Source organism: Sinorhizobium fredii USDA 205, assembly GCF_001461695.1.
Taxonomy (GTDB): domain Bacteria; phylum Pseudomonadota; class Alphaproteobacteria; order Rhizobiales; family Rhizobiaceae; genus Sinorhizobium; species Sinorhizobium fredii.
The window spans coordinates 1-20,863 of sequence record NZ_AUTC01000001.1 but is presented as its reverse complement, the minus strand read 5'-3'; the positions used below and the strand labels follow the sequence as shown (position 1 = coordinate 20,863).

22 protein-coding genes are annotated in these 20,863 nt (G+C 63.3%); 13 read left to right on the top strand and 9 right to left on the bottom strand.

Annotated features, from left to right (window positions below):
- Positions 1-71: 71 nt before the first annotated feature.
- The 4 genes from N181_RS00110 to N181_RS00095 are packed head-to-tail and all read right to left on the bottom strand — an operon-like array spanning position 72 to position 4,892.
- Positions 72-2,348, bottom strand: a complete 2,277-nt coding sequence (locus N181_RS00110) for a hybrid sensor histidine kinase/response regulator (RefSeq protein ID WP_037399624.1) — start codon at positions 2,346-2,348, stop codon at positions 72-74.
- Between the two features lie 47 nt (positions 2,349-2,395).
- On the bottom strand, positions 2,396-2,896 hold the full coding sequence (gene lspA / locus N181_RS00105; protein ID WP_037399621.1) for a signal peptidase II: 501 nt from the start codon (positions 2,894-2,896) through the stop codon (positions 2,396-2,398).
- Positions 2,896-3,753: a TrmH family RNA methyltransferase gene (locus N181_RS00100; RefSeq protein WP_037399618.1), complete on the bottom strand. Its 858-nt coding sequence runs from the start codon at positions 3,751-3,753 to the stop codon at positions 2,896-2,898. Before N181_RS00100 ends, lspA begins: the two co-directional genes overlap by 1 nt.
- Positions 3,750-4,892, bottom strand: a complete 1,143-nt coding sequence (locus N181_RS00095; protein WP_037399615.1) for an RsmD family RNA methyltransferase — start codon at positions 4,890-4,892, stop codon at positions 3,750-3,752. The genes N181_RS00100 and N181_RS00095 overlap by 4 nt, the downstream gene beginning before the upstream one ends.
- A 298-nt stretch (positions 4,893-5,190) precedes the next feature.
- Between N181_RS00095 and N181_RS00090 the strand changes: the two genes are divergently transcribed.
- Entirely contained in the window at positions 5,191-5,649 is a 459-nt protein-coding gene (locus N181_RS00090) for an SRPBCC family protein (RefSeq protein WP_014327054.1), read from the top strand.
- 21 nt (positions 5,650-5,670) lie between these two features.
- Here N181_RS00090 and N181_RS00085 read toward each other — a convergent pair whose 3' ends face one another.
- The 3 genes from N181_RS00085 to sppA form a co-directional block, all read right to left on the bottom strand.
- Positions 5,671-6,012, bottom strand: a complete 342-nt coding sequence (locus tag N181_RS00085) for a lipopolysaccharide assembly protein LapA domain-containing protein (protein WP_014327053.1) — start codon at positions 6,010-6,012, stop codon at positions 5,671-5,673.
- A gap of 123 nt (positions 6,013-6,135) precedes the next feature.
- Positions 6,136-6,438 (bottom strand): integration host factor subunit beta, encoded by a 303-nt coding sequence (locus tag N181_RS00080; RefSeq protein ID WP_014327052.1) that lies wholly within the window; start codon positions 6,436-6,438, stop codon positions 6,136-6,138.
- 119 nt (positions 6,439-6,557) lie between these two features.
- The gene (sppA, locus tag N181_RS00075; protein ID WP_014327051.1) at positions 6,558-7,517 is read right to left on the bottom strand and encodes a signal peptide peptidase SppA; all 960 of its coding nucleotides are present in this window, start codon (positions 7,515-7,517) and stop codon (positions 6,558-6,560) included.
- A 262-nt stretch (positions 7,518-7,779) separates the two neighbouring features.
- Here sppA and lptC point away from each other — a divergent pair, with 262 nt between their 5' ends.
- The 8 genes from lptC (at position 7,780) to N181_RS00035 (ending at position 15,158) form a co-directional block, all read left to right on the top strand.
- On the top strand, positions 7,780-8,448 hold the full coding sequence (lptC, locus tag N181_RS00070; protein WP_014327050.1) for an LPS export ABC transporter periplasmic protein LptC: 669 nt from the start codon (positions 7,780-7,782) through the stop codon (positions 8,446-8,448).
- A gap of 14 nt (positions 8,449-8,462) precedes the next feature.
- Entirely contained in the window at positions 8,463-9,029 is a 567-nt protein-coding gene (locus N181_RS00065; protein ID WP_014327049.1) for an LptA/OstA family protein, read from the top strand.
- Entirely contained in the window at positions 9,029-9,853 is an 825-nt protein-coding gene (lptB, locus tag N181_RS00060) for an LPS export ABC transporter ATP-binding protein (RefSeq protein ID WP_050984128.1), read from the top strand. The genes N181_RS00065 and lptB overlap by 1 nt, the downstream gene beginning before the upstream one ends.
- A gap of 142 nt (positions 9,854-9,995) precedes the next feature.
- Entirely contained in the window at positions 9,996-11,555 is a 1,560-nt protein-coding gene (gene rpoN / locus N181_RS00055) for an RNA polymerase factor sigma-54 (protein WP_037399612.1), read from the top strand.
- A 190-nt stretch (positions 11,556-11,745) separates the two neighbouring features.
- On the top strand, positions 11,746-12,318 hold the full coding sequence (gene hpf / locus N181_RS00050) for a ribosome hibernation-promoting factor, HPF/YfiA family (protein ID WP_014327046.1): 573 nt from the start codon (positions 11,746-11,748) through the stop codon (positions 12,316-12,318).
- A gap of 174 nt (positions 12,319-12,492) precedes the next feature.
- On the top strand, positions 12,493-12,957 hold the full coding sequence (gene ptsN / locus N181_RS00045; protein WP_014327045.1) for a PTS IIA-like nitrogen regulatory protein PtsN: 465 nt from the start codon (positions 12,493-12,495) through the stop codon (positions 12,955-12,957).
- Positions 12,958-13,142: 185 nt separating this feature from the next.
- Positions 13,143-13,910: an SDR family NAD(P)-dependent oxidoreductase gene (locus N181_RS00040; RefSeq protein WP_037399611.1), complete on the top strand. Its 768-nt coding sequence runs from the start codon at positions 13,143-13,145 to the stop codon at positions 13,908-13,910.
- A gap of 12 nt (positions 13,911-13,922) precedes the next feature.
- On the top strand, positions 13,923-15,158 hold the full coding sequence (locus tag N181_RS00035) for a D-arabinono-1,4-lactone oxidase (protein WP_037399610.1): 1,236 nt from the start codon (positions 13,923-13,925) through the stop codon (positions 15,156-15,158).
- Positions 15,159-15,558: 400 nt separating this feature from the next.
- Here the strand turns inward: N181_RS00035 and grpE are convergent, their stop codons facing one another.
- Positions 15,559-16,185: a nucleotide exchange factor GrpE gene (grpE, locus tag N181_RS00030; protein WP_014327042.1), complete on the bottom strand. Its 627-nt coding sequence runs from the start codon at positions 16,183-16,185 to the stop codon at positions 15,559-15,561.
- Positions 16,186-16,511: 326 nt separating this feature from the next.
- The gene (hrcA, locus tag N181_RS00025) at positions 16,512-17,591 is read right to left on the bottom strand and encodes a heat-inducible transcriptional repressor HrcA (RefSeq protein ID WP_014327041.1); all 1,080 of its coding nucleotides are present in this window, start codon (positions 17,589-17,591) and stop codon (positions 16,512-16,514) included.
- A gap of 157 nt (positions 17,592-17,748) precedes the next feature.
- Here hrcA and rph point away from each other — a divergent pair, with 157 nt between their 5' ends.
- From rph to hemW, 4 genes are all read left to right on the top strand, one after another.
- Positions 17,749-18,468 carry a ribonuclease PH gene (gene rph, locus N181_RS00020; RefSeq protein WP_014327040.1) on the top strand — a complete coding sequence of 240 codons (720 nt, stop codon included), beginning with the start codon at positions 17,749-17,751 and terminating at the stop codon, positions 18,466-18,468.
- 61 nt (positions 18,469-18,529) lie between these two features.
- Positions 18,530-18,946: a glyoxalase/bleomycin resistance/extradiol dioxygenase family protein gene (locus tag N181_RS00015; RefSeq protein WP_037399609.1), complete on the top strand. Its 417-nt coding sequence runs from the start codon at positions 18,530-18,532 to the stop codon at positions 18,944-18,946.
- 34 nt (positions 18,947-18,980) lie between these two features.
- Positions 18,981-19,625, top strand: a complete 645-nt coding sequence (gene rdgB, locus N181_RS00010) for an RdgB/HAM1 family non-canonical purine NTP pyrophosphatase (RefSeq protein WP_037399607.1) — start codon at positions 18,981-18,983, stop codon at positions 19,623-19,625.
- Between the two features lie 11 nt (positions 19,626-19,636).
- Positions 19,637-20,821, top strand: a complete 1,185-nt coding sequence (gene hemW / locus N181_RS00005; protein WP_037399647.1) for a radical SAM family heme chaperone HemW — start codon at positions 19,637-19,639, stop codon at positions 20,819-20,821.
- Positions 20,822-20,863 lie beyond the last annotated feature (42 nt).

The following is a 20,863-nucleotide window of genomic DNA, read 5'->3' as shown; positions in this document are numbered from 1 at the left end:
TCGGGCTTAAACCACGTTTCTGCAACAACATAGTGACACGAGGGCGCGAGGCAACCCCGACCGGGGACAGATTAAGCTTGCCCGGCCTCGAGCAGCCGAGCGATTTCGCCGAGGAATTGCTCCGGTTCGGCCGGCTTTGTGAGGACGGCGTCCGCACCGGCCGCAAGCAGCAGCCGATGCAGATCGCTTCGCGTGTCCGATGTCAGAACGACGACCGGTACGCGACGCCCCGCTCCCGGCGCTTCGCCTCCGCGAAGGCGCCGAAGCAGGGCAAGCCCGTCACCGCCCGGCATATTGAAGTCCGTTACGATGAGCCGCGGCGCAGCCTTCTCGCACAAGACGGCTTCGAGCGCCGCGAAGTCGCCGACATGGTCGACGCTATGTCCGGCCCTCTCCAGCATCTTCCGCAGGACCAAGGCATTCACCGGATCGTCCTCGGCGAGCAGCACCCGGCGGCGGTCCTGCGAGATCGCGGCGGCCTTCGGCGGCTCCGCCCTGAGGATAGGCCTGTTGTCGTTGATCCCATCGCGTTTTTCGATGCCGGTCATGCGGCCGAGCAGCACCTCCACCAGGGATTTCTCCCGCAAGGGGCGGATCAGCCAGGCCTCGTAGCCGCCCATCCGGTTCACCGGGTGGCTGCTGCGCTCTTCGGGGCTGATCAAGCAGGTCTTGCGCAATCGCTGACGTTCGAGTCCCGGCTCCAGCAACAGGAGTTGGCGCAACTGCGCGGCATGGCGGTGATCGACGATGATATCCGTCAGCGGCAAGGCGCCGGCGAACGGCTTGGCCATGACCTCGCGCGCGGCCGACAGGGTTGGTGCGCGATGGCATTGGCCACCAAGCGTCCTTATGGTCGCAGCAAGCGCCGTCGAAGCGGGGCCATCGGGGGCGAGCAGAAGGACATGCGTGTCGGCGAGGACGCCGCGGCGGGGCTGAGCGGTTGAATCGACCCCGTCGACCGGAAAGCGAATCTCGAAGCGGCTCCCCTCTCCCGTGACGCTCGACGCGGTCAGGCTGCCGCCGAAGGCCTCCATGATGCGGCGAGAAATCGCCAGCCCGAGGCCTGTTCCCTTGGAGCGCTGGGCGTCGTCGCCAGCCTGCTCGAACTCCTCGAAGACGCGCGCCAGTTCGTCGGCGGACATGCCAGGGCCGCTGTCTTCAACACGGATACGGACATGTCCTTCGTCGCAATCGGCCGTGACGAGCACGCCGCCGGCTTCGGTGAACTTCACGGCATTGCCGATGACGTTGAACAGCACCTGCCTGAGACGCGCCGCATCGAACACGACGCGAGACGGCACGCTCACATCGATCGCGGCGCCGATTTCGATGCCTTTCTCGTGGGCGCGATGCGAAAGCATCTCCACGACATTCTCGATGACGAGGCGCAGTTCCTGCTCGGACGGATGCAACTGGAACCGCCCGGCCGAGAGCGAGGAGAAATCGATCAGGTCCTCGACGAGTTGAACCAAGGCGTGACCGGACTGCTGCATGTCGGCAAGATAGTTCCGCTGCTCGGCCGACAATTGCGTCTGGGCCAGCAGATGGCTCATCCCGAGAATGCCGGAAAGCGGCGTGCGAACTTCGTGCGTGACGGTCGCCAGCAGCCGCGACTTCGCCTGGCTCGCCTCTTCGGCGCGCAATCGCGCCTCCTCCCCGCGGCGCGCCGCCTGCGCCTCTTCCGTTACGTCTCGCGCGATGCTGTGGCGCATCAGCCGGCCGCTTGCCGGCTCGCGGATGACGACATCGTGCCAATCGTAGAGGCGCAGGCCGGCCGGCGTCGCGAAACGGACGATGAAACGGTCCGGATCCGGCCGCGGTTCGAAGCTCAGGCCCAGCGAAGCGCAGGTCAGCCCCCGCACCTCGGCTCGGCCGCAAACTCGGCTGAACACGGCATTCGCCTGGACGATCCTGCCGTCCATGCCGCGGACGAGGGCGATGTCGCCCAGCGCGTCATGGATCGTCGAAAGCAGCTTCGCCGTCTCGGAACATTGCCGCTCGGCTCGATCTGCTGCGTCGCCCGGCTCCGATGCCTGCCGGTACATGGCGCCTTCGCGGGAGAGCAGCAGGAAAGCGCCGGCGAGGGCACCGACCGCAGCAACGGCCGGCAGCAGATGAAGGCCGGCGCGCGCCCCAACGACGAGGAGAAGAATCGCGGCAGCCAGGCCGGCGAGAGCCAGGAGAATGTGGCCAACGGACGTTTCGCGGTCGATCACCGACCGGGGCGCCGCCGGAAGAGGACGACCTGTCGTCGCCGCGACCACCGCCGATCGGACGACGTCGACGGCTGCGGGCATTGCGCCCGGGCCGGCTTGCTTGCGCTGCTTGGCTGATGAAGGCTCGCTCATGCCATCAAGCTGGCATGGCAAGCCTTCCGAATGGCTTCAACGGACCTTTAAAGTTTTAGCGACCGCGTCCTTTTCGTCTGCAGCAGCTCGTCCAGAATGATCGCCCCGGCGCCAATGGTGATGAAACTGTCGGCGAGGTTGAAGACGGCAAAGGACCAGGTCGTGGTGTGGAACAGGATGTAGTCGATGACGTAGCCGAAAAGCAGCCGGTCGACGAGATTGCCAAGCGCACCGGCGATGATCATCGCATAGCCGAGATGGGCGAAGAAGCGATCCTTCGGGGTGCGGCGCCACAGCCAGAGAACGAAGGCGACGACGGCCAGACGCATGCCGACGATGAACCAGCCTTCCATGCCTGACAGCATCGAGAAGGCGACGCCGTAGTTATAGGTGCGGTAGAGGGCGAGCATCGGAACGACCGGCACCGCCTCCTGGAAGGGCAGGAAAGCCTCCACCAGATATTTGATGGCCTGGTCGGCAACGAGCGCGACCAGAATGAAGAGTGCGATCGGCAGCGGCCGGGAAAACAGGGTGTTGCGTTCGCTCATCAGCGGGCATCCAGCGACAGAAGGTGGCGGCGCGCTTCGAACAGCATGATGCCGGTCGCCATCGCCAAATTGAGCGAGTCGGCGCGGCCCGACTGGGGGATGCGCGCCAGCGCGCCCGCTTCGCGGGCTAGTTCGACCGGCAGGCCCGCCTGCTCGTTGCCCATCAGCAGGACGACCGGCTTCGATCGGTAGTCGATGGTGCGGTAGTCGACGGAGCCCGAAAGGTGCGTCGCCACGACCTGCACGTCCACCGACTTCTGCCAGCGGATGAACTCCTCGACGCTGGCGCGCGCGACCGGCATGGCGAAGACGGAGCCCATCGTCGCCCGCACCGTCTCGAGCGAGAACGGATCGGTGGTCTCGCCGATCAGGATGACGCCGGAGGCTCCGGCCGCGTCGGCCGTGCGGATGATCGTGCCGAGATTGCCCGGGTCGCGCACCCGGTCGAGCGCCACATAGGTCTCGCCGTCCTTGGGGCGGATGTCCTTCAGCGGCTGGTAGCGCTGCTCAAAGATGCCGACCACCATCTGCGGGTTGTCGCGGCGGGTGATCGTCGAGATCACCTTCTCGCTGACTTCGAGGACGAGCCCGCCCTTTGCGACCGCCCTCGCCGCCACCTGCTCGACCTGCGGCTTGCCCTTGGCCGCCTTGGCATAGACGAGCGTCTTGATCTTCCAGCCGAGATCGAGTGCGTCGATCACCAGCTTCAGCCCTTCGGCCATGAAGGAACGCGTCTCGTCGCGATGCTTCTTCTGGGCGAGCGCGCGGATGTCCTTGATGATCGGATTGGTGAGGCTGGTGACCTCCTTCACCTGGCCGACGCGCGGCGTGCCGTGATCGCTTCTGTCAGAAATCATTTGGGTACCCAGCGGCTGAAGAGGGAGGTGGACAGCGCCCGGCCCGGCGTTTTGCCGTCGAGACCGCCCTCGCGGATGATGAGTTCGCCCGATTCCACCCGGCCGCCGCGCCCGCGCATCGTCTCGCGCATGAGCTCGTGGATCGAATAGAAGCTGGCGCGGATGGAATAGGCGGTGAGCACTAGGCCGCGGGCCTCTGGCGACAGGATTTCGCGGCAAATGTCGAGCATCGCCGCCAGATGATCGAAAAGCTGCCAGACCTCGCCGTTCGGTCCCCGGCCGAACTTGGGCGGGTCGGTCAGGATAATGTCGTAGCGGCTGCCGCGACGTTCCTCGCGCTGGATGAACTTCATGGCGTCGTCGCAGATCCAGCGGATCGGCAGTTTTTCGGCCCGCGCCATGGCCTGGTTCTCGCGTGCCCAGCCGATCGCCTTCTTCGAGGCATCGACATGGGTCACCTCGGCGCCCGCCTTTGCGGCGACCAGCGAGGCGACGCCGGTGTAGCCGAAAAGGTTGAGCACCTTCAGCGGCCGGCCGGCCGACCCTACCTGATCCTTCATCCAGGACCAGTGGGCAAGCTGTTCGGGGAACACGCCGACATGGCGGAAGGACGTGAAGCGGCCAAGGAAATCCGTATCGAGAAGCTGCATCGGCCAGGTCTCTCCCAGCGCCTCGCGCGGGAAGCGCCAGCGCCCCATGCCGTCCTCGTCGGTGTCGCCGGTGAAGATCGCATCGGCCTTTTCCCAGACGGCAGCGGGCAAGGCTTTCGGCCACAACGCCTGAGCCTCGGGCCGGACAATGCGATAGGGCCCGTACTGTTCCAGCTTCTCGCCGTCGCCGCTGTCGATCAGGTGGTAGCCGGCGGTCGGCATCGTCTCGAGGATGAGCGGCACCGTCTCGGCCGGCTTCTCGCCGCTCCGCGGCTCAACGGGTCGTACCGGAGTGTTTTCCTGTGCAGCGGGCCGCGCCGATTTCTGCGGCGCTGTCTTGGGCGGCGCCAGTCCGCCGGCCTTGTCCTTGGGAGCGCCGCTCTTTGCCGATAGATGCCTTAGCTCGTGACGACCGCCACGCGCCTCCGCGCCCCGTCCCTTCGCCGCCGTGACCGAGGCGTTCTTCGATCGACGATCTTTTTCCTTCACACGCTGATCCTTGGATTTCGCTCGACCCCCGGCACTTCCCGCCCTCGCCCGGCAATCAGACGGAATGCGCCTTGCCCGCGCCCCGGATGGACGCGCGACATGCTCAGTGCGTGCAATAGCACCGTGGATGCTCTTGGCAAAGCCGTTTCCGGTCTGCGAAGATCGGCGGCGTCACCACAACGCCCGCGCGCCTTATCAGGCGCGCAAAGGTCGCTGTAGCACTTTTAAATTGCCGCATGTCTTTGTCCTTAAATCGAGATGGATTTAAGGAGACATGCAGTAGACGGGAGGAAGCTCTATGGACATCACCGGAGAAGAGCGGATCGCGGCACGCCGCGAAGCGGTTTGGCAATGCCTGAACGACCCCGACATCCTGAAGCGCTGCATTCCCGGCTGCCAGGCGATCGAATCGGTCTCGCCGACGGAACTCGCTGCCGTCGTCAAGGTCAAGATCGGCCCGGTTTCGGCGACGTTCAACGGCAAGGTCACGCTCTCCAACCTGAACCCGCCCGAAAGCTATACGATATCGGGTGAGGGAAAGGGCGGCATCGCCGGCTTCGCCAAGGGTGGTGCGGATGTCACGCTTGCCGAAGATAGCGACGAAACGCTGCTCAGCTACGATGTCAAGGCCGAAGTCGGCGGCAAGCTTGCTCAGCTTGGATCTCGGCTGATCGATTCGACCGCCAAGAAGCTCGCGCAGCAGTTCTTCGCCAATCTAAACCTCGCAGTCAGCGGCGCCGCCGAAGCGGCAAGCTGAAACACCGCGCGCCGGCGTCCGTCAGTTCTGCGGCGCCGGCAGGTTCGTCTGTGCCAGCCTTTCGGCCTCGCTGCGGTGCTTTTCCGCCTCGCGATGCCACTTCAGCGCCTCATGAGCCTCGCTGCGCGCGCGGCGACGGTGTTTTCCCTGGCTGAGCCAGACCACGGCCGCTCCGAGGACCAGGCCGACAACGAGTGCGAGAAACAGGAAGAGGAAAAAGGGCGCGGATACCGAAAGCACGCTGTCGGCCGTATCGAAGGGATTGAGCGCCAGCGTCACGGTCTGGCGGTTGGCGACGCTCAAGGCGATGAGAACCACCCCCAGCGGTACGAGCACGACGATGTTGACGATTTTCTTGAACATGCACCGCTCCGGCTATGGCACCGGCTCGGATTGCACTTCGGCAGGCTCGGCGCGCAGATTGGAATGAGAGGGGCGTTCGCCGCTTAGCGAGAAACGGGCCGCCCTGGCCGATGCGCCTCTCGCTCAGTCATCATCCTTGTCGTTCATGCCGGGATTGAGCCGCTCGCGCAGCTCCTTGCCGGTCTTGAAGAACGGCACCCATTTCTCCTCGACGAAGACGGAATCGCCGGTGCGCGGGTTGCGGCCCGAGCGCGACGGCCGGTTCTTCACCGAGAAGGCGCCGAAGCCGCGCAATTCGACCCGGTTCCCGGCTGCGAGTGCATCAGTGATCTCATCGAGGACCGCATTGACGATGTTTTCGACGTCGCGGTGATAGAGGTGCGGATTGCGCGCGGCCACAATCTGCACCAGTTCTGACTTGATCACTTTCGCCCCCTTGGTTTTTTGCTTTTTCTGTCTGCTTTGTGACGCTTGGAAGGTCGCACCGGACGTCCCGAACACGGTGAGGGCCTCATCGCGCCTCAGGGCAACTTATCCGGCCTTCATTATTGAGCATCAACCTGCCAAACCGAAACAAGACCGTCAAGAAACAACTTGTCGCCGCCGACCTTTTCAAGTCCGTTCATGGCCGGAAAAGCATCATATCCCAACAGCTTGAGCCAATTGGAGACGACCGTCGAAAGCCCGAAGGGGAAGGAACCGCCCGGCGCTTCCCAATCCACCACCGGCAGGTCCTTCGACACCTTGCGCTCGGCGAGGAAAGCCCGGATCTCGTCGTCTCCGCCGATCGTGTCGACGAGTTTGCCCTGGAGGGCCTGGCGGCCGGTGAAGATGCGGCCATCCGCCAGCGCCAGCGCCTCCGGCCGCGGCAGCTTGCGCCGCTCGGCCACCAGATCGACGAACCAGTTGTAACTGTCGTCGATCATCGTCTGGATCATCGCCCTCGCCTCCGGGCTTGGCGGGTGGAACGGCGAGGGCTCGGCCTTCAGCGGCCGCGACTTTATCGACTCCAGCGACACGCCGACCTTGTCCATCAGTTGCTTGACCTGCGGATACTGGAAGATGACGCCGATCGAGCCGGTGATGGAGGTTTCGCCGGCGACGATGCGATCGCCGGCGAGCGCGATCATGTAGCCGGCCGAGGCCGCGAGCGTCCGGACATCGGCGACGACCGGCTTCTTGGCTGCGACCTTGCGGATCGCCTTGTAGAGCACCTCGCCGCCATAGGTGGTGCCGCCCGGCGACGATATCGTCACGATCAGCGCCTTGGCGGACTTACTCTCGGCAATCCTCTCCAGCCTCTCGACCAGTTCCCGATTGTCCTGGATGACGCCGGACACCGTGACGCGCGCAACGTGCTCGCGGGCCCGTTCGCTGACCTCGGTCCAGCCGGAAAAGGCAATGAGTGCGAAACCGCCAAGGACGAGAATGGCAGCGGCCGTCCAGCGCCAGAAGCTCAGCTTCCTGCGCAGGCTGCGGCGATCGGCAATGGCGAGTTCGTCCATGGGGCATCTCCCAAATTTTGGCGCGGGTCCTGTCAGTTTCCTCAGGAACATGCTATCTGCGCCCGCGGTGGCAGGCTAGATAGGCGCGGCTGGCGGCTGGGGAAAGCTAAAACTCGCGTTTTTCGCAGTCCCTTCAAAGTTTTTGCCGCTCCATTGCCGGACGACAAGAAAATAACCATATTCGCCGTGACTTACGCGATCGTATGTAAATGCGGATCCCGCGGATATATAGCAGGAACCCAACGAAACCGACGGGCCCTTGATGCTGAACCAAGCGCGCTTTCCTGAAGTCTTTGCCGATTCGGGCACGACCTCTGCGGATGCCTATGCATCGGCGGCGCGCCATTCCGCGCGGGTGAAGCGCCTGAAGATCGTCTTGCCGTTCGCGGCCGGCGTGATCGCCCTCGTCTTCGCGGCAATTTCCTTCGTCCGCGCCTTTCTGCCGGAGGACCTGCAGCTCGAAACCGCAACGATCGAAAACGGCAAGATCGTCATGCAGAACCCGGCGATTTCCGGCCGCAACCGGCAGGACATCAGCTATTCCATGAAGGCCCAGCGCGCACTGCAGGACATCGCCAATCCCGACATCATCACGCTGGAGAAGATCCATGCCGAGATGCCGGTCAACGACACGCTGATCGCTACGGTGGACGCGACAAGCGGCATTTACGATCGCGGCGCAAATACTCTCGACATGAACGCCCCGTTCACTATTTCGATGAATAATGGCGTCAATGCCGATTTCCAGTCGGCTTATCTGGATATCGACGCCGGCGAGATGGAAACGAAACGTCCGATTGCCATCAGCATGAACGGCGGATCGATCATTGCGCAGTCGCTGCGAATGACAGATAAGGGACGTATTGTAACATTCGAAGGCATGGTCCGGGTCAATGTCGAACCCAGCGCCATCCGCAAGAACGCCAAATAGGACCTGGTGCACCCATGTCGGTCACTTCTACCGTTTCTTTTAAGGTATCCGCCACCCTGGCTGCCGCCGGGATCGGCGCTTTGATGATTGCATCCGGCGCCTTCGCGCAGGCCACATCCAGCCGCATGAAGGGCTTGCAGCTTTCCAATGACAAGCCGATCCAGATCGAGAGCGACAAGCTCGAGATCAAGGACCCCGAAAGCAAAGCGATCTTCACCGGCAATGTGAAGGTCGTTCAGGGCACGACGACGCTGCAGGCCGGCAGCATGACCGTCTTCTACAAGGCGACGACCGAGGGCGCGTCGGTCACCAGCGGCAATGCCGATATCGACCGGATCGAGGTCAGCAATCAGGTCTTCCTGAATTCCGGCGTGCAGCAGGCCACCGCCGACACCGGCTCTTTCGACCTGACGCGCCAGACCCTGGTGCTCAAGGGCGACAAGGTCGTTCTGTCCGAGGGCAAGAACGTCTTCGTCGGCTGCCAGTTGAATGTGCAAATGGATACGGGCGAAGCCCAGCTCGAGGCCTGCGGAGGTCGCGTGCAGATTCAGCTCGATCCGCAGTCCCGCAAGCAGAATTGATGCAAGATTCGGACGTGCAGATTCCCTTTCTTCCCAAACGCAAACGGGTCAAGAAGCCGTCGGCGGCAGTTGCTGCGCGGACGGTCGACAAGGCGCGCTATGACGGCACGCTGATCGCCCGGGGGCTTACGAAATCCTACCGTTCGCGGCGCGTCGTCAACGGCGTCTCGCTGGTCGTGCGGCGCGGCGAGGCGGTCGGCCTGCTCGGCCCGAACGGCGCCGGCAAGACGACCTGCTTCTACATGATCACCGGGCTGGTCCCGGTCGACGAGGGATCGATCGAGATCAACGGCAACGACGTGACTTCCATGCCCATGTACCGCCGGGCGCGCCTCGGCGTCGGGTACCTGCCGCAGGAAGCCTCGATCTTCCGTGGGCTGACCGTCGAAGAAAACATCCGCGCTGTGCTCGAGATCCACGACAAGAACGTCGATCGGCGCGAGAGCAAGCTGAACGACCTGCTGGGCGAATTCTCGATCACGCATCTGCGCAAATCGCCGGCCATCGCGCTGTCCGGCGGCGAACGCCGTCGCCTTGAAATCGCCCGTGCACTGGCGACCGACCCGACCTTCATGCTGCTCGACGAACCCTTTGCGGGCGTCGATCCGATCTCGGTCGCCGATATCCAGGCGCTGGTGCGGCATCTGACCTCGCGCGGCATCGGCGTCCTGATCACCGATCACAACGTCCGCGAGACGCTCGGGCTGATCGACCGCGCCTACATCATCCATGCCGGCGAAGTGCTGACCCATGGCCGTGCCAACGACATCGTCACCAATCCGGATGTGCGCCGGCTCTATCTGGGAGACAATTTCAGCCTGTAACGATGCGTGCAGGCGAATTGGCGGGCTCGCAACGTCCGGGCGCTTGACCAAATCCCAGTAATAAGCAATTTTTGGGCCAATTAAGAATTGGTCCCGTCCACGCAAGACAGGCCCGGAGATATGACGGGAGTTTCGCGTCAGCATGGCTTTGTCCGCCAGCCTTCATTTGCGACAGTCACAGTCGCTGGTCATGACGCCGCAACTGATGCAGTCGATCCAGCTGCTTCAGATGACGCATCTCGAACTCGGCCAGTTCATTGCCCAGGAAGTCGAGAAAAATCCGCTGCTTGAATTTCAATCTGCCGATGAGGCGGGTTTCGGTTCGGATCGGCCCGAGCGCGAGGAGACGGGCCTGGCCGCCGAACTGGGCGGCGGGGAAGAGCCGGCCGACCAAGGCGATCTCTACGACAGCACCACAACAAGTCCCGGCGAACGGCTCAGTGCCGAACTCGATGCCGACTTCGCCAACGTCTTCCAGGACGACACGGCTCCGCAGCGCGCCGATGCACCGGAACTGCTCGGCCAATGGAAATCGATGCCGGGCGCCGGCGGCAGCGACGACGGCGAGGGATATGATCTCGACGATTTCGTCGCCGGCCGGAAGACCCTGCGCGAGACGCTGCTCGAGCAGGTCGCATTTGCGTTTTCCGCCCCCGCCGACCGGCTGATTGCCCAGCATCTCATCGACCAGCTCGACGAAGCGGGCTATCTGCATGCGGAGGTCACTGAAACGGCGGCAAGGCTTGGAACGAGCGCGGCAGATGTGACGCGCGTCCTTCTCGTGCTGCAGCAGTTCGATCCGCCCGGCGTCTTCGCCCGCACGCTCAGCGAATGCCTCGCCATTCAGCTGCGCTTGCGCAATCGCCTCGATCCCGCCATGGAGGCACTTGTCGCCAATCTCGAACTTCTGGCGCGCCGCGACTTCGCGAGCCTCAAGAAGATCTGCGGGGTCGACGAGGAGGATCTCGTCGACATGCTCGCCGAAATCCGCAAGCTCGATCCGAAGCCGGGGACAAGCTTCGAGACCAGCGTTACCGAGGCGATCATTCCCGATGTCGTCGTCCGTTCGGCGCCGGATGGCGGCTGGCTGGTCGAGCTCAACCCCGACGCACTGCCACGGGTTCTCGTCAATCACGACTACTTTGCCGAGATTTCGCGCCACAGCCAGAAGAACAGCGCCGAGCAAGCCTTCCTCAGCGAATGCATGCAGAACGCCAATTGGCTGACGCGCAGTCTCGACCAGCGCGCCAGGACGATCCTGAAGGTCGCAAGCGAGATCGTCCGGCAGCAGGACGCCTTCCTGGTGCACGGCGTCGCCCACCTGCGCCCGCTGAACCTCAGGATCGTCGCCGACGCCATCAAGATGCATGAATCGACGGTGAGCCGCGTCACCTCGAACAAATACATGCTGACGCCGCGCGGCCTTTTCGAGCTGAAGTATTTCTTCACCGTCTCGATCGGCTCGGCGGAGAACGGAGATGCCCATTCGGCCGAATCCGTTCGCCACCGCATCCGCACGATGATCAGCCAGGAACGCGCCGATGCCGTGCTATCCGACGACGATATCGTCGATGTCCTCAAGCAAGCCGGCGTCGACATCGCACGGCGCACCGTCGCCAAGTATCGCGAGGCGATGAACATCCCCTCCTCGGTCCAGCGGCGTCGCGAGAAGCGCGCCCTTGCCAAGGCAGCCGGCTTCTGATTGCGGTTTTTTCGCGGCCGCAATTGACTCCCCGCGACGTAAGCGATATGAGGCCGCCGCGAATTGCCGAGGCCGTCACGTCACTTCGGCGGCTCCGAGCGACCCGATCGAACCCTTGCTGAAACGCTTGGATGACGGAAGCGCTTGGAATAGACTGGATACGCAAGTCACGAACGAGAGAGGAAACTCCATGAGTGTGCGTGTATCCGGTAAACATATGGAAATCGGTGAATCGTTTCGCTCGCGCATCGGCGAGCAGATCCGTGAGGCCGTAGCCAAATATTTCGACGGAGGATATTCAAGCCAGGTCACTGTGGAAAAGTCCGGCTCGCGCTTCAGCGCCGACTGCAAGCTTCATCTCGATACGGGCGTGGTCTTGCAGGCGAATGGTCAGGCGAACGAGCCACAGGCGGCCTTTGACGCGGCCTCGGACCGCATCGAGAAGCGGCTCCGGCGCTACAAGCGCAAGCTCAAGGACCATCACAACGGCAACGGTCAGAATGCCGCCGAGGTGGCCTACATGGTAATGGACTCGGTGCCTTTCGAGGATGAGGAAGTTCCCGATGATTATGCACCGACCATCGTTGCCGAAACCACGAAACAATTGAGGACGATGTCCGTCGCCAACGCCGTGATGGCGCTCGACATGACCGACGAACCGGTGCTGATGTTCCGCAGCCCCGGCAAGGACGATCTGAACATCGTCTATCGGCGCAACGATGGAAATATTGGCTGGATCGACGCCGCCAATATCAAAGGATGAGTGGGACTGGGGAATGCCGGCGCGGTCGGCCTTCCCCGCCGCTCCGATCAGTGGGCCGCCAGGAAAGCTCGATTTTCCTGTGCATGGGACCCGCCAGGCTAGAGATGGTTAGAGCCATTGCGGCATATTTGTGATCAAGTTGTCGGGCCCTAACCGGCGAACGAGGATAAAAGAATGGCATTGGCAGGCTTGCTGCATCAAAATGCGATCATCCCGGCCATGAGGGCCAACTCGAAAAAACAACTCCTTCTGGAATTGGCGGCAAGAGCAGCAAAACTCACCGGTCTGCCGGAACGGGAGATTTTCGACGTCATCCTGCAGCGCGAACGGCTCGGTTCGACCGGCGTCGGCAATGGCATCGCCATCCCGCACGGAAAGCTCGGCAATCTTACTTCGCTTGTCGGCATCTTCGCGCGGCTCGATACGCCGGTCGACTTCGAGGCGCTCGACGACCAACCGGTGGACCTCGTTTTCCTTCTGCTCGCCCCGGAGGGCGCCGGAGCCGATCATCTGAAGGCGCTGTCGCGCATTGCGCGGGTGCTGCGCGACCACGACATGGTGACGCGAATCCGGGCGACCGAGTCGGCCAGCGCTATCTATATGCTCCTCAACGAGGACACGACCTCGCACGCCGCGTGAAAAGCGACGGCAGGCCGGGTTGGGCTTTGCGCGAGCCGAAATATTCAAATAATTCAAACGTTACGCTGCATCTGACATAGCTCCGAAAGGTTGCTGACGCTTATCCCGAGGGGCTATCGACAGCTTCCCCGTCCTCAACAATAATCCACCACAGCGTTCGTTCGGCGACAGGGGAGGAGGACATCATGACGGGCAGGCTCTCGGGGAAGGTCGCACTGATCAGCGGCGGCGCCGGCGGCTGCGGGCTCGCGGCATCTGAGCTTTTCGCGCGCGAGGGCGCCAAGGTCGGCATCGTCGACCTGCCGAAAAGCAAGGGCGAGGAGGTTGCGGCTGCTGTTCGCGCCGCGGGCGGGCAAGCCGTATTTGCGGCCGCCGATGTCTCTGTCTCGGCCGAGGTGAGCGCCGCCGTCCGTACCGTCGAGAATGCCTTCGGTCCGATAACCGTCCTCTTCAACCATGCGGGGATTCTCGCTGTCGGCCCCTTCCTGGAAACGGAGGAGGCCGAGTGGGACCGGCTGATGGCGGTGAACGTGAAGAGCATGTTCCTCGTGACCAAGGCGGTTCTCCCCGGCATGCTCAAGGCAGGCGGCGGCAGCATCGTCTGCACCTCGTCGATTTCGGCGGTCGCGGCGACGCCGATGGAAGTGCTTTACGATACGACCAAGGGCGCCTGCCACATGTTCGCCCGGGCGATCGCCGTCGAGTTTCGCGACCGGGGCATTCGCTGCAACGCCGTCTGCCCGGGCTTCATCGCCACCGATCACGGCAAGCGCGAGCTTGTCGGCCTGACCAAATACGGGGTGGACGCGTCGGAAGCGGCGATCGCCGCCCAGCAGGGACGGATGTGCGATCCTATGGAGGTCGCCAACGCCGCCCTGTTCCTGGCAAGCGACGAGGCGAGCTTCGTCAACGGCACGCACCTGTTCGTCGACAACTGCTTCACGGCTGTCTGAGGAGACGCGAGAATGCTGCAAGCGGGTGGTCATTGGCGCAACTGGGTCGGAAACCAGTCCTGCATCGTCCGTCACCGGGGCGCGCCGGAGAGCGAAGCAGCCCTGGCCGAGATGGTGCGCGAGGCGACGTCGGCCGGCCTCAATGTGCGCTGCGCCGGCTCCGGCCATTCCTTCACGCCGGTCGCCCTGACGAGCGGCCTGCATTTGACGCTTTCCGGCATGCAGGGCGTCGCCAATATCGATCAGGCGCGCAAACGCGTGTCGGTGAGCGCCGGAACGACCATCAATCAGCTCGGCAAGGCGTTGAAATCGAACGGCCTGTCGCTGATCAACCAGGGCGATATCGACAGCCAGGCGCTGGCAGGCGCACTGACCACCGGCACGCATGGCACCGGCGCGGCGCTCGGCAACATGGCGTCGCAGATCGTCGGCATGCGCCTCGTCCAGCCTGACGGCTCGATCCTTGTCGTCGACGAGACGACCCCGGATCTCCTGGAGGCGGCCCGCGTCTCCGTCGGAATGCTCGGCGTCATCTCGGAAATCACCCTGCAGGTGATGGACAGCTACAACCTTCACGAAAAGCTCTGGCGCTGCGACTTCGACGAATGCATGGAGCAGCATGACGAGCTCGCCGCCAAGCACCGGCATTTCGGCTTCTTCTGGTGCCCGGTTCCGGAAAGCCGCCATTGCTACTGCCTGCCGGATACGTCTTCCGTCTCGACGACGGAGAAGACGGCTGACGTCTGCGAAATGAAGGTGATCGACATCACCGACCGGCCGCCGATGAAGGCTGCCTTTGAACGGATCGCCTATTCCTCGGAAATCTACCCGATCGAATATGTCCCCAACTTCCACGAACTCGAATATGCCGTGCCGGTCGCCAACGGCAAGGAGGCGGTCAACGCGGTGCGCAAGCTGATGCTCGAAAAGCACCCGACCTGCATCTATCCGATCGAATACCGCTTCACCGCCGGCGATTCCGGCTGGATCAGCCCGTTCTATGAACAGGACTCGATCACCCTCTCCGTTTCCGGCGAGCCCGGCACCGACTACTGGGAATACCTGAAGGACGTCGACATGATTCTCCGCCAATACGGCTCCCGGCCGCACTGGGGCAAGCTGCACTTCCTCGGGGCCGAGGATGTGACGGCGCTCTATCCGCGCTCCGGCGACTTCCGGGCGCTGAGGGCAAAGGTCGATCCGGAGGGCCGCTTCCTCAACGACCATCTCCGGCAGCTTTTCGCTTAGGGAATACCCAATCTGCCTGGATCGATGCGGCGGCCACCGCGTGTCGCGCCCGGAGGTGCATCTCCCAGCTGTCACAGGTGGCACCCCCCTCTGCCCTGCCGGGCATCTCCCCCACAAGGAGAGAGATCGATAGCGGCCATGTCCCACTCAACCAATTTCGCTGCGAGCATGCCGTTGAATTCAGCGGTTTCGGCGGGTGCAAACTCCCTGTCGGGCGGGTCTTTGCTTCTGGCCAATCTCCCTCCTTGTGGGGGAGATGCCCGGCAGGGCAGAGGGGGTATTGACCCCTTTTCCGACTTTCAGCGGCAGCATCGGATCGGATTCCGCCTTAGCTCCAAACAGGCAAACGCCGTGCACTTCAGAGAATACACGACACTTCCAGTACGCTGACGGGTCCGCGTCAGGCGGCCGGCGACTCGTTCTCGGCAGCGGCGACCTTCGGGCCGCCCTTGGCGACGCCGACCATGGCCGGGCGCAGGACGCGCTCGCCAATCGTGTAGCCAGCCTGGACGACCTGGACGACGGTGTTGTTCGGAACTTCGGGGTTCGGAACCTCGAACATCGCCTGGTGGAAGTTCGGATCGAACTTCTGGCCGGTCGGGTCCAGCTGCTTCACGCCGTGGCGCTCGAGCGCCGCCAGCATGGAGCGCTCGGTCATTTCGACGCCTTCGATCAGCGCGGTGAGGCCGGCATCGCCGGATTCCCTAGCCTCGGCCGGAATGGCTTCCAGGGCGCGGCGCAGATTGTCGGAAACGGCCAGCATGTCGCGCGCGAAACCGGCGACGGAATAGGACTTGGCATCCTTCACGTCGCGCTCGGTGCGGCGGCGCAGATTGTCCATTTCGGCGGCGAGGCGAAGGTATCTGTCGCGCAGCTCCAGATTTTCCGCCTTGATGAGCTCCAGCGGATCCGGCGCAGCGGCGGAAGCATCCGCTTCCGGTTTTTCCGCCGCTTCCGGCGCCGCCGCCTTTACAGTTTCTTCCGGCGCTGCGGCCTCAGGTCCGTTCTTGTTCGTTTCGTCGGTCATGACGTTCTCCGAATGTCTTGTCTTTGGCGTGTTCGGCATCATCAAACCAGCGGAAGTCGCTTTGCTTGAACGTACTGTTGCCTGGATTTGAAGCCGATATCGAGGTTTGAGCCCGAAAAATCAAGGGTCCAATCGGTTCTTCGTTCGAAAGGATTGGCCAAAGCGCGTCGCAACGCATCCCACAAGGCCTGCGCACTCTTGGGTGACATGCTTCAAGGCGAATGCATGTCGTCATCCCAAAACCGCTGCGCACTTTTGGGCGACATGCATTAAAGTGTATGCATGTCGTCAGCCCAAAACCGCTGCGCACTTTTGGGCGACATGCATTAGCGCGACAGTCGCGACATCAGTTGAGCGGTGTAGTCCACCATCGGAACGATCCGCGAATAATTGAGCCGCGTCGGGCCGATGACCCCGACGGCGCCGACGATCCGGTCGTCGCTGTCGCGATAGGGAGCGACGATCAGCGACGATCCGGAGAGCGAAAACAGCTTGTTTTCCGAGCCGATGAAGATACGTACGCCCGGACCGCTTTCGGCAAGATCGAGGAGCTCGATCAGGCTGTCCTTCTTTTCGAGATCGTCGAACAGCATGCGCAGCCGATCGATGTCTTCGGATCCTTCAAGGCCTTCGAGCAGGTTGGCACGGCCGCGCACGATGAGGCGCGCCGGCTTTTCGTCGCCCTCGCTGCCCGACCAGACCGCCAGGCCACGCTCGACCAGGTCCTGCGACAAGGCATCGAGTTCGCCGCGCACGGTCTGCTTGACCTTCTCCAATTGGCCACGCGTTTCGGCGATCGTCTGTCCCGCGAGATGAGCATTGACAAAGTTTGCCGCCTCGGTGAGCTGCGCGCCGGTGACGCCCGCCGGCAGCTCGATGATACGGTTCTCCACCTGATCGTGGTCGCCGACGAGGACGGCGAGCGCCTTGGTCGGAGCCAGGCGGATGAATTCGACATGCTTCAGCACCGGATCGCTCTTCGTCGTGATGACCAGCCCGGCGCCGCGGGACATGCCGGATAGCATCTGGCTCGCTTCGGTAAGCAGGGACTCAACCGACTGATCGCGATTGCCCGGGCGCACCTGACGCTCGATCGAGGCGCGTTCCTCGGCGGAAAGGTTGCCGACCTGCATGAAGGCATCGACGAAAAAGCGCAGCCCCGTCTGGGTCGGCAACCGTCCTGCGCTGACATGGGGCGAATAAATCAACCCCAGATCCTCGAGGTCGCTCATCACGTTTCGCACCGACGCGGGCGACAGCGACATTGGCAGGAGGCGCGACAGATTGCGGGATCCGAGCGGCTCGCCGCTTTCCAGGTAGGTTTCCACGATGCGGCGGAAGATCTCGCCGGAGCGCTCATCCAGCGCCGATGCGATCCCCTTCTTTTCAGGGTTGCGCAGTACCATGTCACTCCATGCAAACAACCGTTCGTGTCTTGCAGAATATAGTGGTCGGGCGGGGCAATGGCAAAAGGGAAAAATCACTCCCCTCCCCCGATATCAACTGGTTCCCTTTACCCGCGCCATGATCTAGAAGGCTCAGCAGAGACGACAGGAGTTGACTATGCGGCCATCCGGCAGAAAAATCGACCAAATGCGCAAGGTTTCCTTCGAGCGCAATTTCTCCAAGCATGCAGAGGGGTCCTGCCTCGTGCGCTTCGGCGATACGCATGTGCTCTGCACGGCGAGCCTCGAGGAGAAGGTTCCCGCCTGGCTGCGCAACGGCGGCAAGGGCTGGATCACGGCGGAATACGGCATGCTGCCGCGGGCGACCGGCGAGCGGATGAGGCGCGAGGCGTCAGCCGGCAAGCAGAGCGGCCGCACGCAGGAAATCCAGCGGCTGATCGGCCGTTCGCTTCGAGCCGTGGTCGACCTGCCGGCGCTGGGAGAACGTCAGATTTCGATCGACTGCGACGTGATCCAGGCGGATGGCGGCACCCGCACCGCCTCGATCACCGGCGCCTGGATCGCGCTGCACGACTGTCTGAAATGGATGGAAGCGCGCAATATGGTGAAGGTCGAGAGGGTGCTCAAGGACCACGTCGCGGCCATTTCCTGTGGCATCTTCGCCAACCAGGCGGTCGTGGACCTCGATTATCTCGAAGATTCGGCCGCCGAAACCGATGCCAATTTCGTCATGACCGGCAGCGGCGGCCTGGTCGAGATCCAGGGAACGGCAGAAGGAAAGCCCTTCAGCGAAGAAGAGTTCGCAAGCCTGATGCAACTTGCCAAGGACGGCATTGCCGAACTCGTCGGGTTGCAGAAGCAGGCGATCGCCGGCTAACAGCGCGTGCGGGGCGGCTCTCGCCCGCATTCCGCGCCGACCGGTAGACGGGGAGGAACGGATGGACTTGCCGCTCGACGGCATTCTCGAGACGGCGCTCTACGCGGATGATCTTGATCGGGCCGAGGCTTTCTATGGGGGCGTCCTCGGCCTGCAGCGGATCACGCGGGCCGGCAACCGACATGTGTTCTTCCGCTGCGGCGACGGCGTGCTTCTGATCTTCAACGCAGCGGAGACGGTAAAGCCGCCGCCGGCCGGTGCTCTTCCGGTGCCACCGCATGGCACGACGGGCAAGGGACACATGTGCTTCCGTGTCGCAGCACAAGCGCTCGATGCCTGGAAGGCGAAGCTGGAAGCGGCTGGCGTGGCGATCGAGGCGGATATCCGCTGGCCGAACGGCGCCTGCTCCTTCTACTTCCGCGACCCGGCCGGGAATAGTCTCGAATGCGCGGAACCCGGCCTCTGGGCCATCGATTGATGCGGCTTTAAAAGTTTGGACGGAACGGAACCAGATGCGCAAACTCGTTGACAAGACGCTCGTGGTCGCGAGCCACAATGCCGGCAAGATCCGCGAAATCCGCGATTTGATCGGACCGCTCGGCTTCGAGGCAAAATCGGCGGCCGATCTCAATTTCGTCGAGCCGGAGGAGACCGGCACGACCTTCGAGGAAAACGCGACGATCAAGGCGCTGGCCTCGGCCAAGGCCTCCGGGCTGCCGGCGCTTTCGGACGATTCCGGCCTTGCCATCGATGCGCTCGGCGGCGCCCCCGGCGTCTACACGGCCAATTGGGCGGAGCGCGACGATGGCAGCCGCGACTTCTCCATGGCGATGGAAAAGGTCGAAAAAGAGCTCAGCGAGAAAGGCGCAGCGAAGCCGGAAGAGCGGACGGCGCGCTTCGTCTCGGTGCTCTGCCTTGCCTGGCCGGACGGACATGTCGAGCTGTTTCGCGGCGAGGTCGAAGGCCACGTCGTCTGGCCGCCGCGCGGAACGAGCGGCTTCGGCTACGATCCGGTCTTCCAACCCAGAGGCTACGACACCACATTCGGCGAGATGAGCGCGGAAGAGAAGCACGGCTGGAAGCCGGGCGATGCTAAGGCGCTTTCGCATCGCGCCCGTGCCTTCAAGCTGTTTGCCGAGACCTGCCTCGGCGCCTGAGAATAAACATGATGCAGACGGCCTCGCTATCGGCAATCGGTGACGACATGGACCCCGGCTTCGGGGTCTATGTGCACTGGCCGTTCTGCGCGGCCAAATGCCCCTATTGCGATTTCAACAGCCATGTCCGCCACCAGCCGGTGGACCAGCCGCGCTTCGTCGCCGCCTTCCTTGAGGAAATGGCGTCCGTGCAGGCGCTTTCAGGGCCGAGAACCGTGACCAGCATCTTCATGGGCGGCGGCACGCCATCGCTGATGGAGCCGGCGACGGTCGAGGCGATCCTCGACGGCATCGCCAAGCACTGGCACGTGCCTGATGGCATCGAGATCACCATGGAGGCCAATCCTTCGAGCGTCGAGGCGACGCGCTTCCATGGCTACCGGTCGGCCGGCGTCAACCGCGTCTCGCTCGGCGTCCAGGCACTCAACGACCGCGACCTCAAATTCCTCGGCCGGCTGCACAATGTCGAGGATGCCTTGAAGGCGGTGCGGCTGGCGCGCGAGATCTTTCCGCGCATGTCCTTCGACCTGATCTATGCGCGGCCGAACCAGACCGTCGAGGAATGGGAGCGCGAGTTGAAGGAAGCGGTTTCCTATGCCGTCGACCATCTGTCGCTCTACCAGCTCACGATCGAGGAAGGCACCCCCTTCTTCGGGCTGCACAAGGCGGGCAAGCTCGTCGTGCCGGATGGCGAGCAGTCGGCCGTGCTCTACGAGGCGACGCAGGAGATCACCGCGGCGATCGGCATGCCGGCCTACGAGGTCTCCAACCACGCCCGGCCGGGGGCGGAAAGCCGGCACAACCTCACCTACTGGCGCTATGGCGACTATGCGGGGATCGGCCCAGGCGCCCACGGGCGGCTTACGGTCGGTTCCGGCAAGATCGCGACCGCAACGGAGCGGAACCCGGAAGCGTGGCTACGGCTCGTCGAGGAGCGGGGTGACGGCATGACCGAACAGGAGCCGCTCGATCTCGAAGCCCAGGCCGACGAATTGCTGCTGATGGGCTTGCGGCTCCGGGAAGGCGTCGATCTCGCCCGCTGGCAGAGCCTCTCGGGCCGCGATCCCGATCCCGATCGCGAGCAGTTCCTGATCGAGCACGGCTTCATCGAACGGCTCGGCAACTCGCGGCTGCGCTGTACGCCGGCCGGTATGCTGATCCTCGACGCCGTGGTCGCCGATCTCGCCTGCCCCTAGAGCCTTTGCTGGTTAAATTGAAGCATTCTGTGGAGTGCGCCC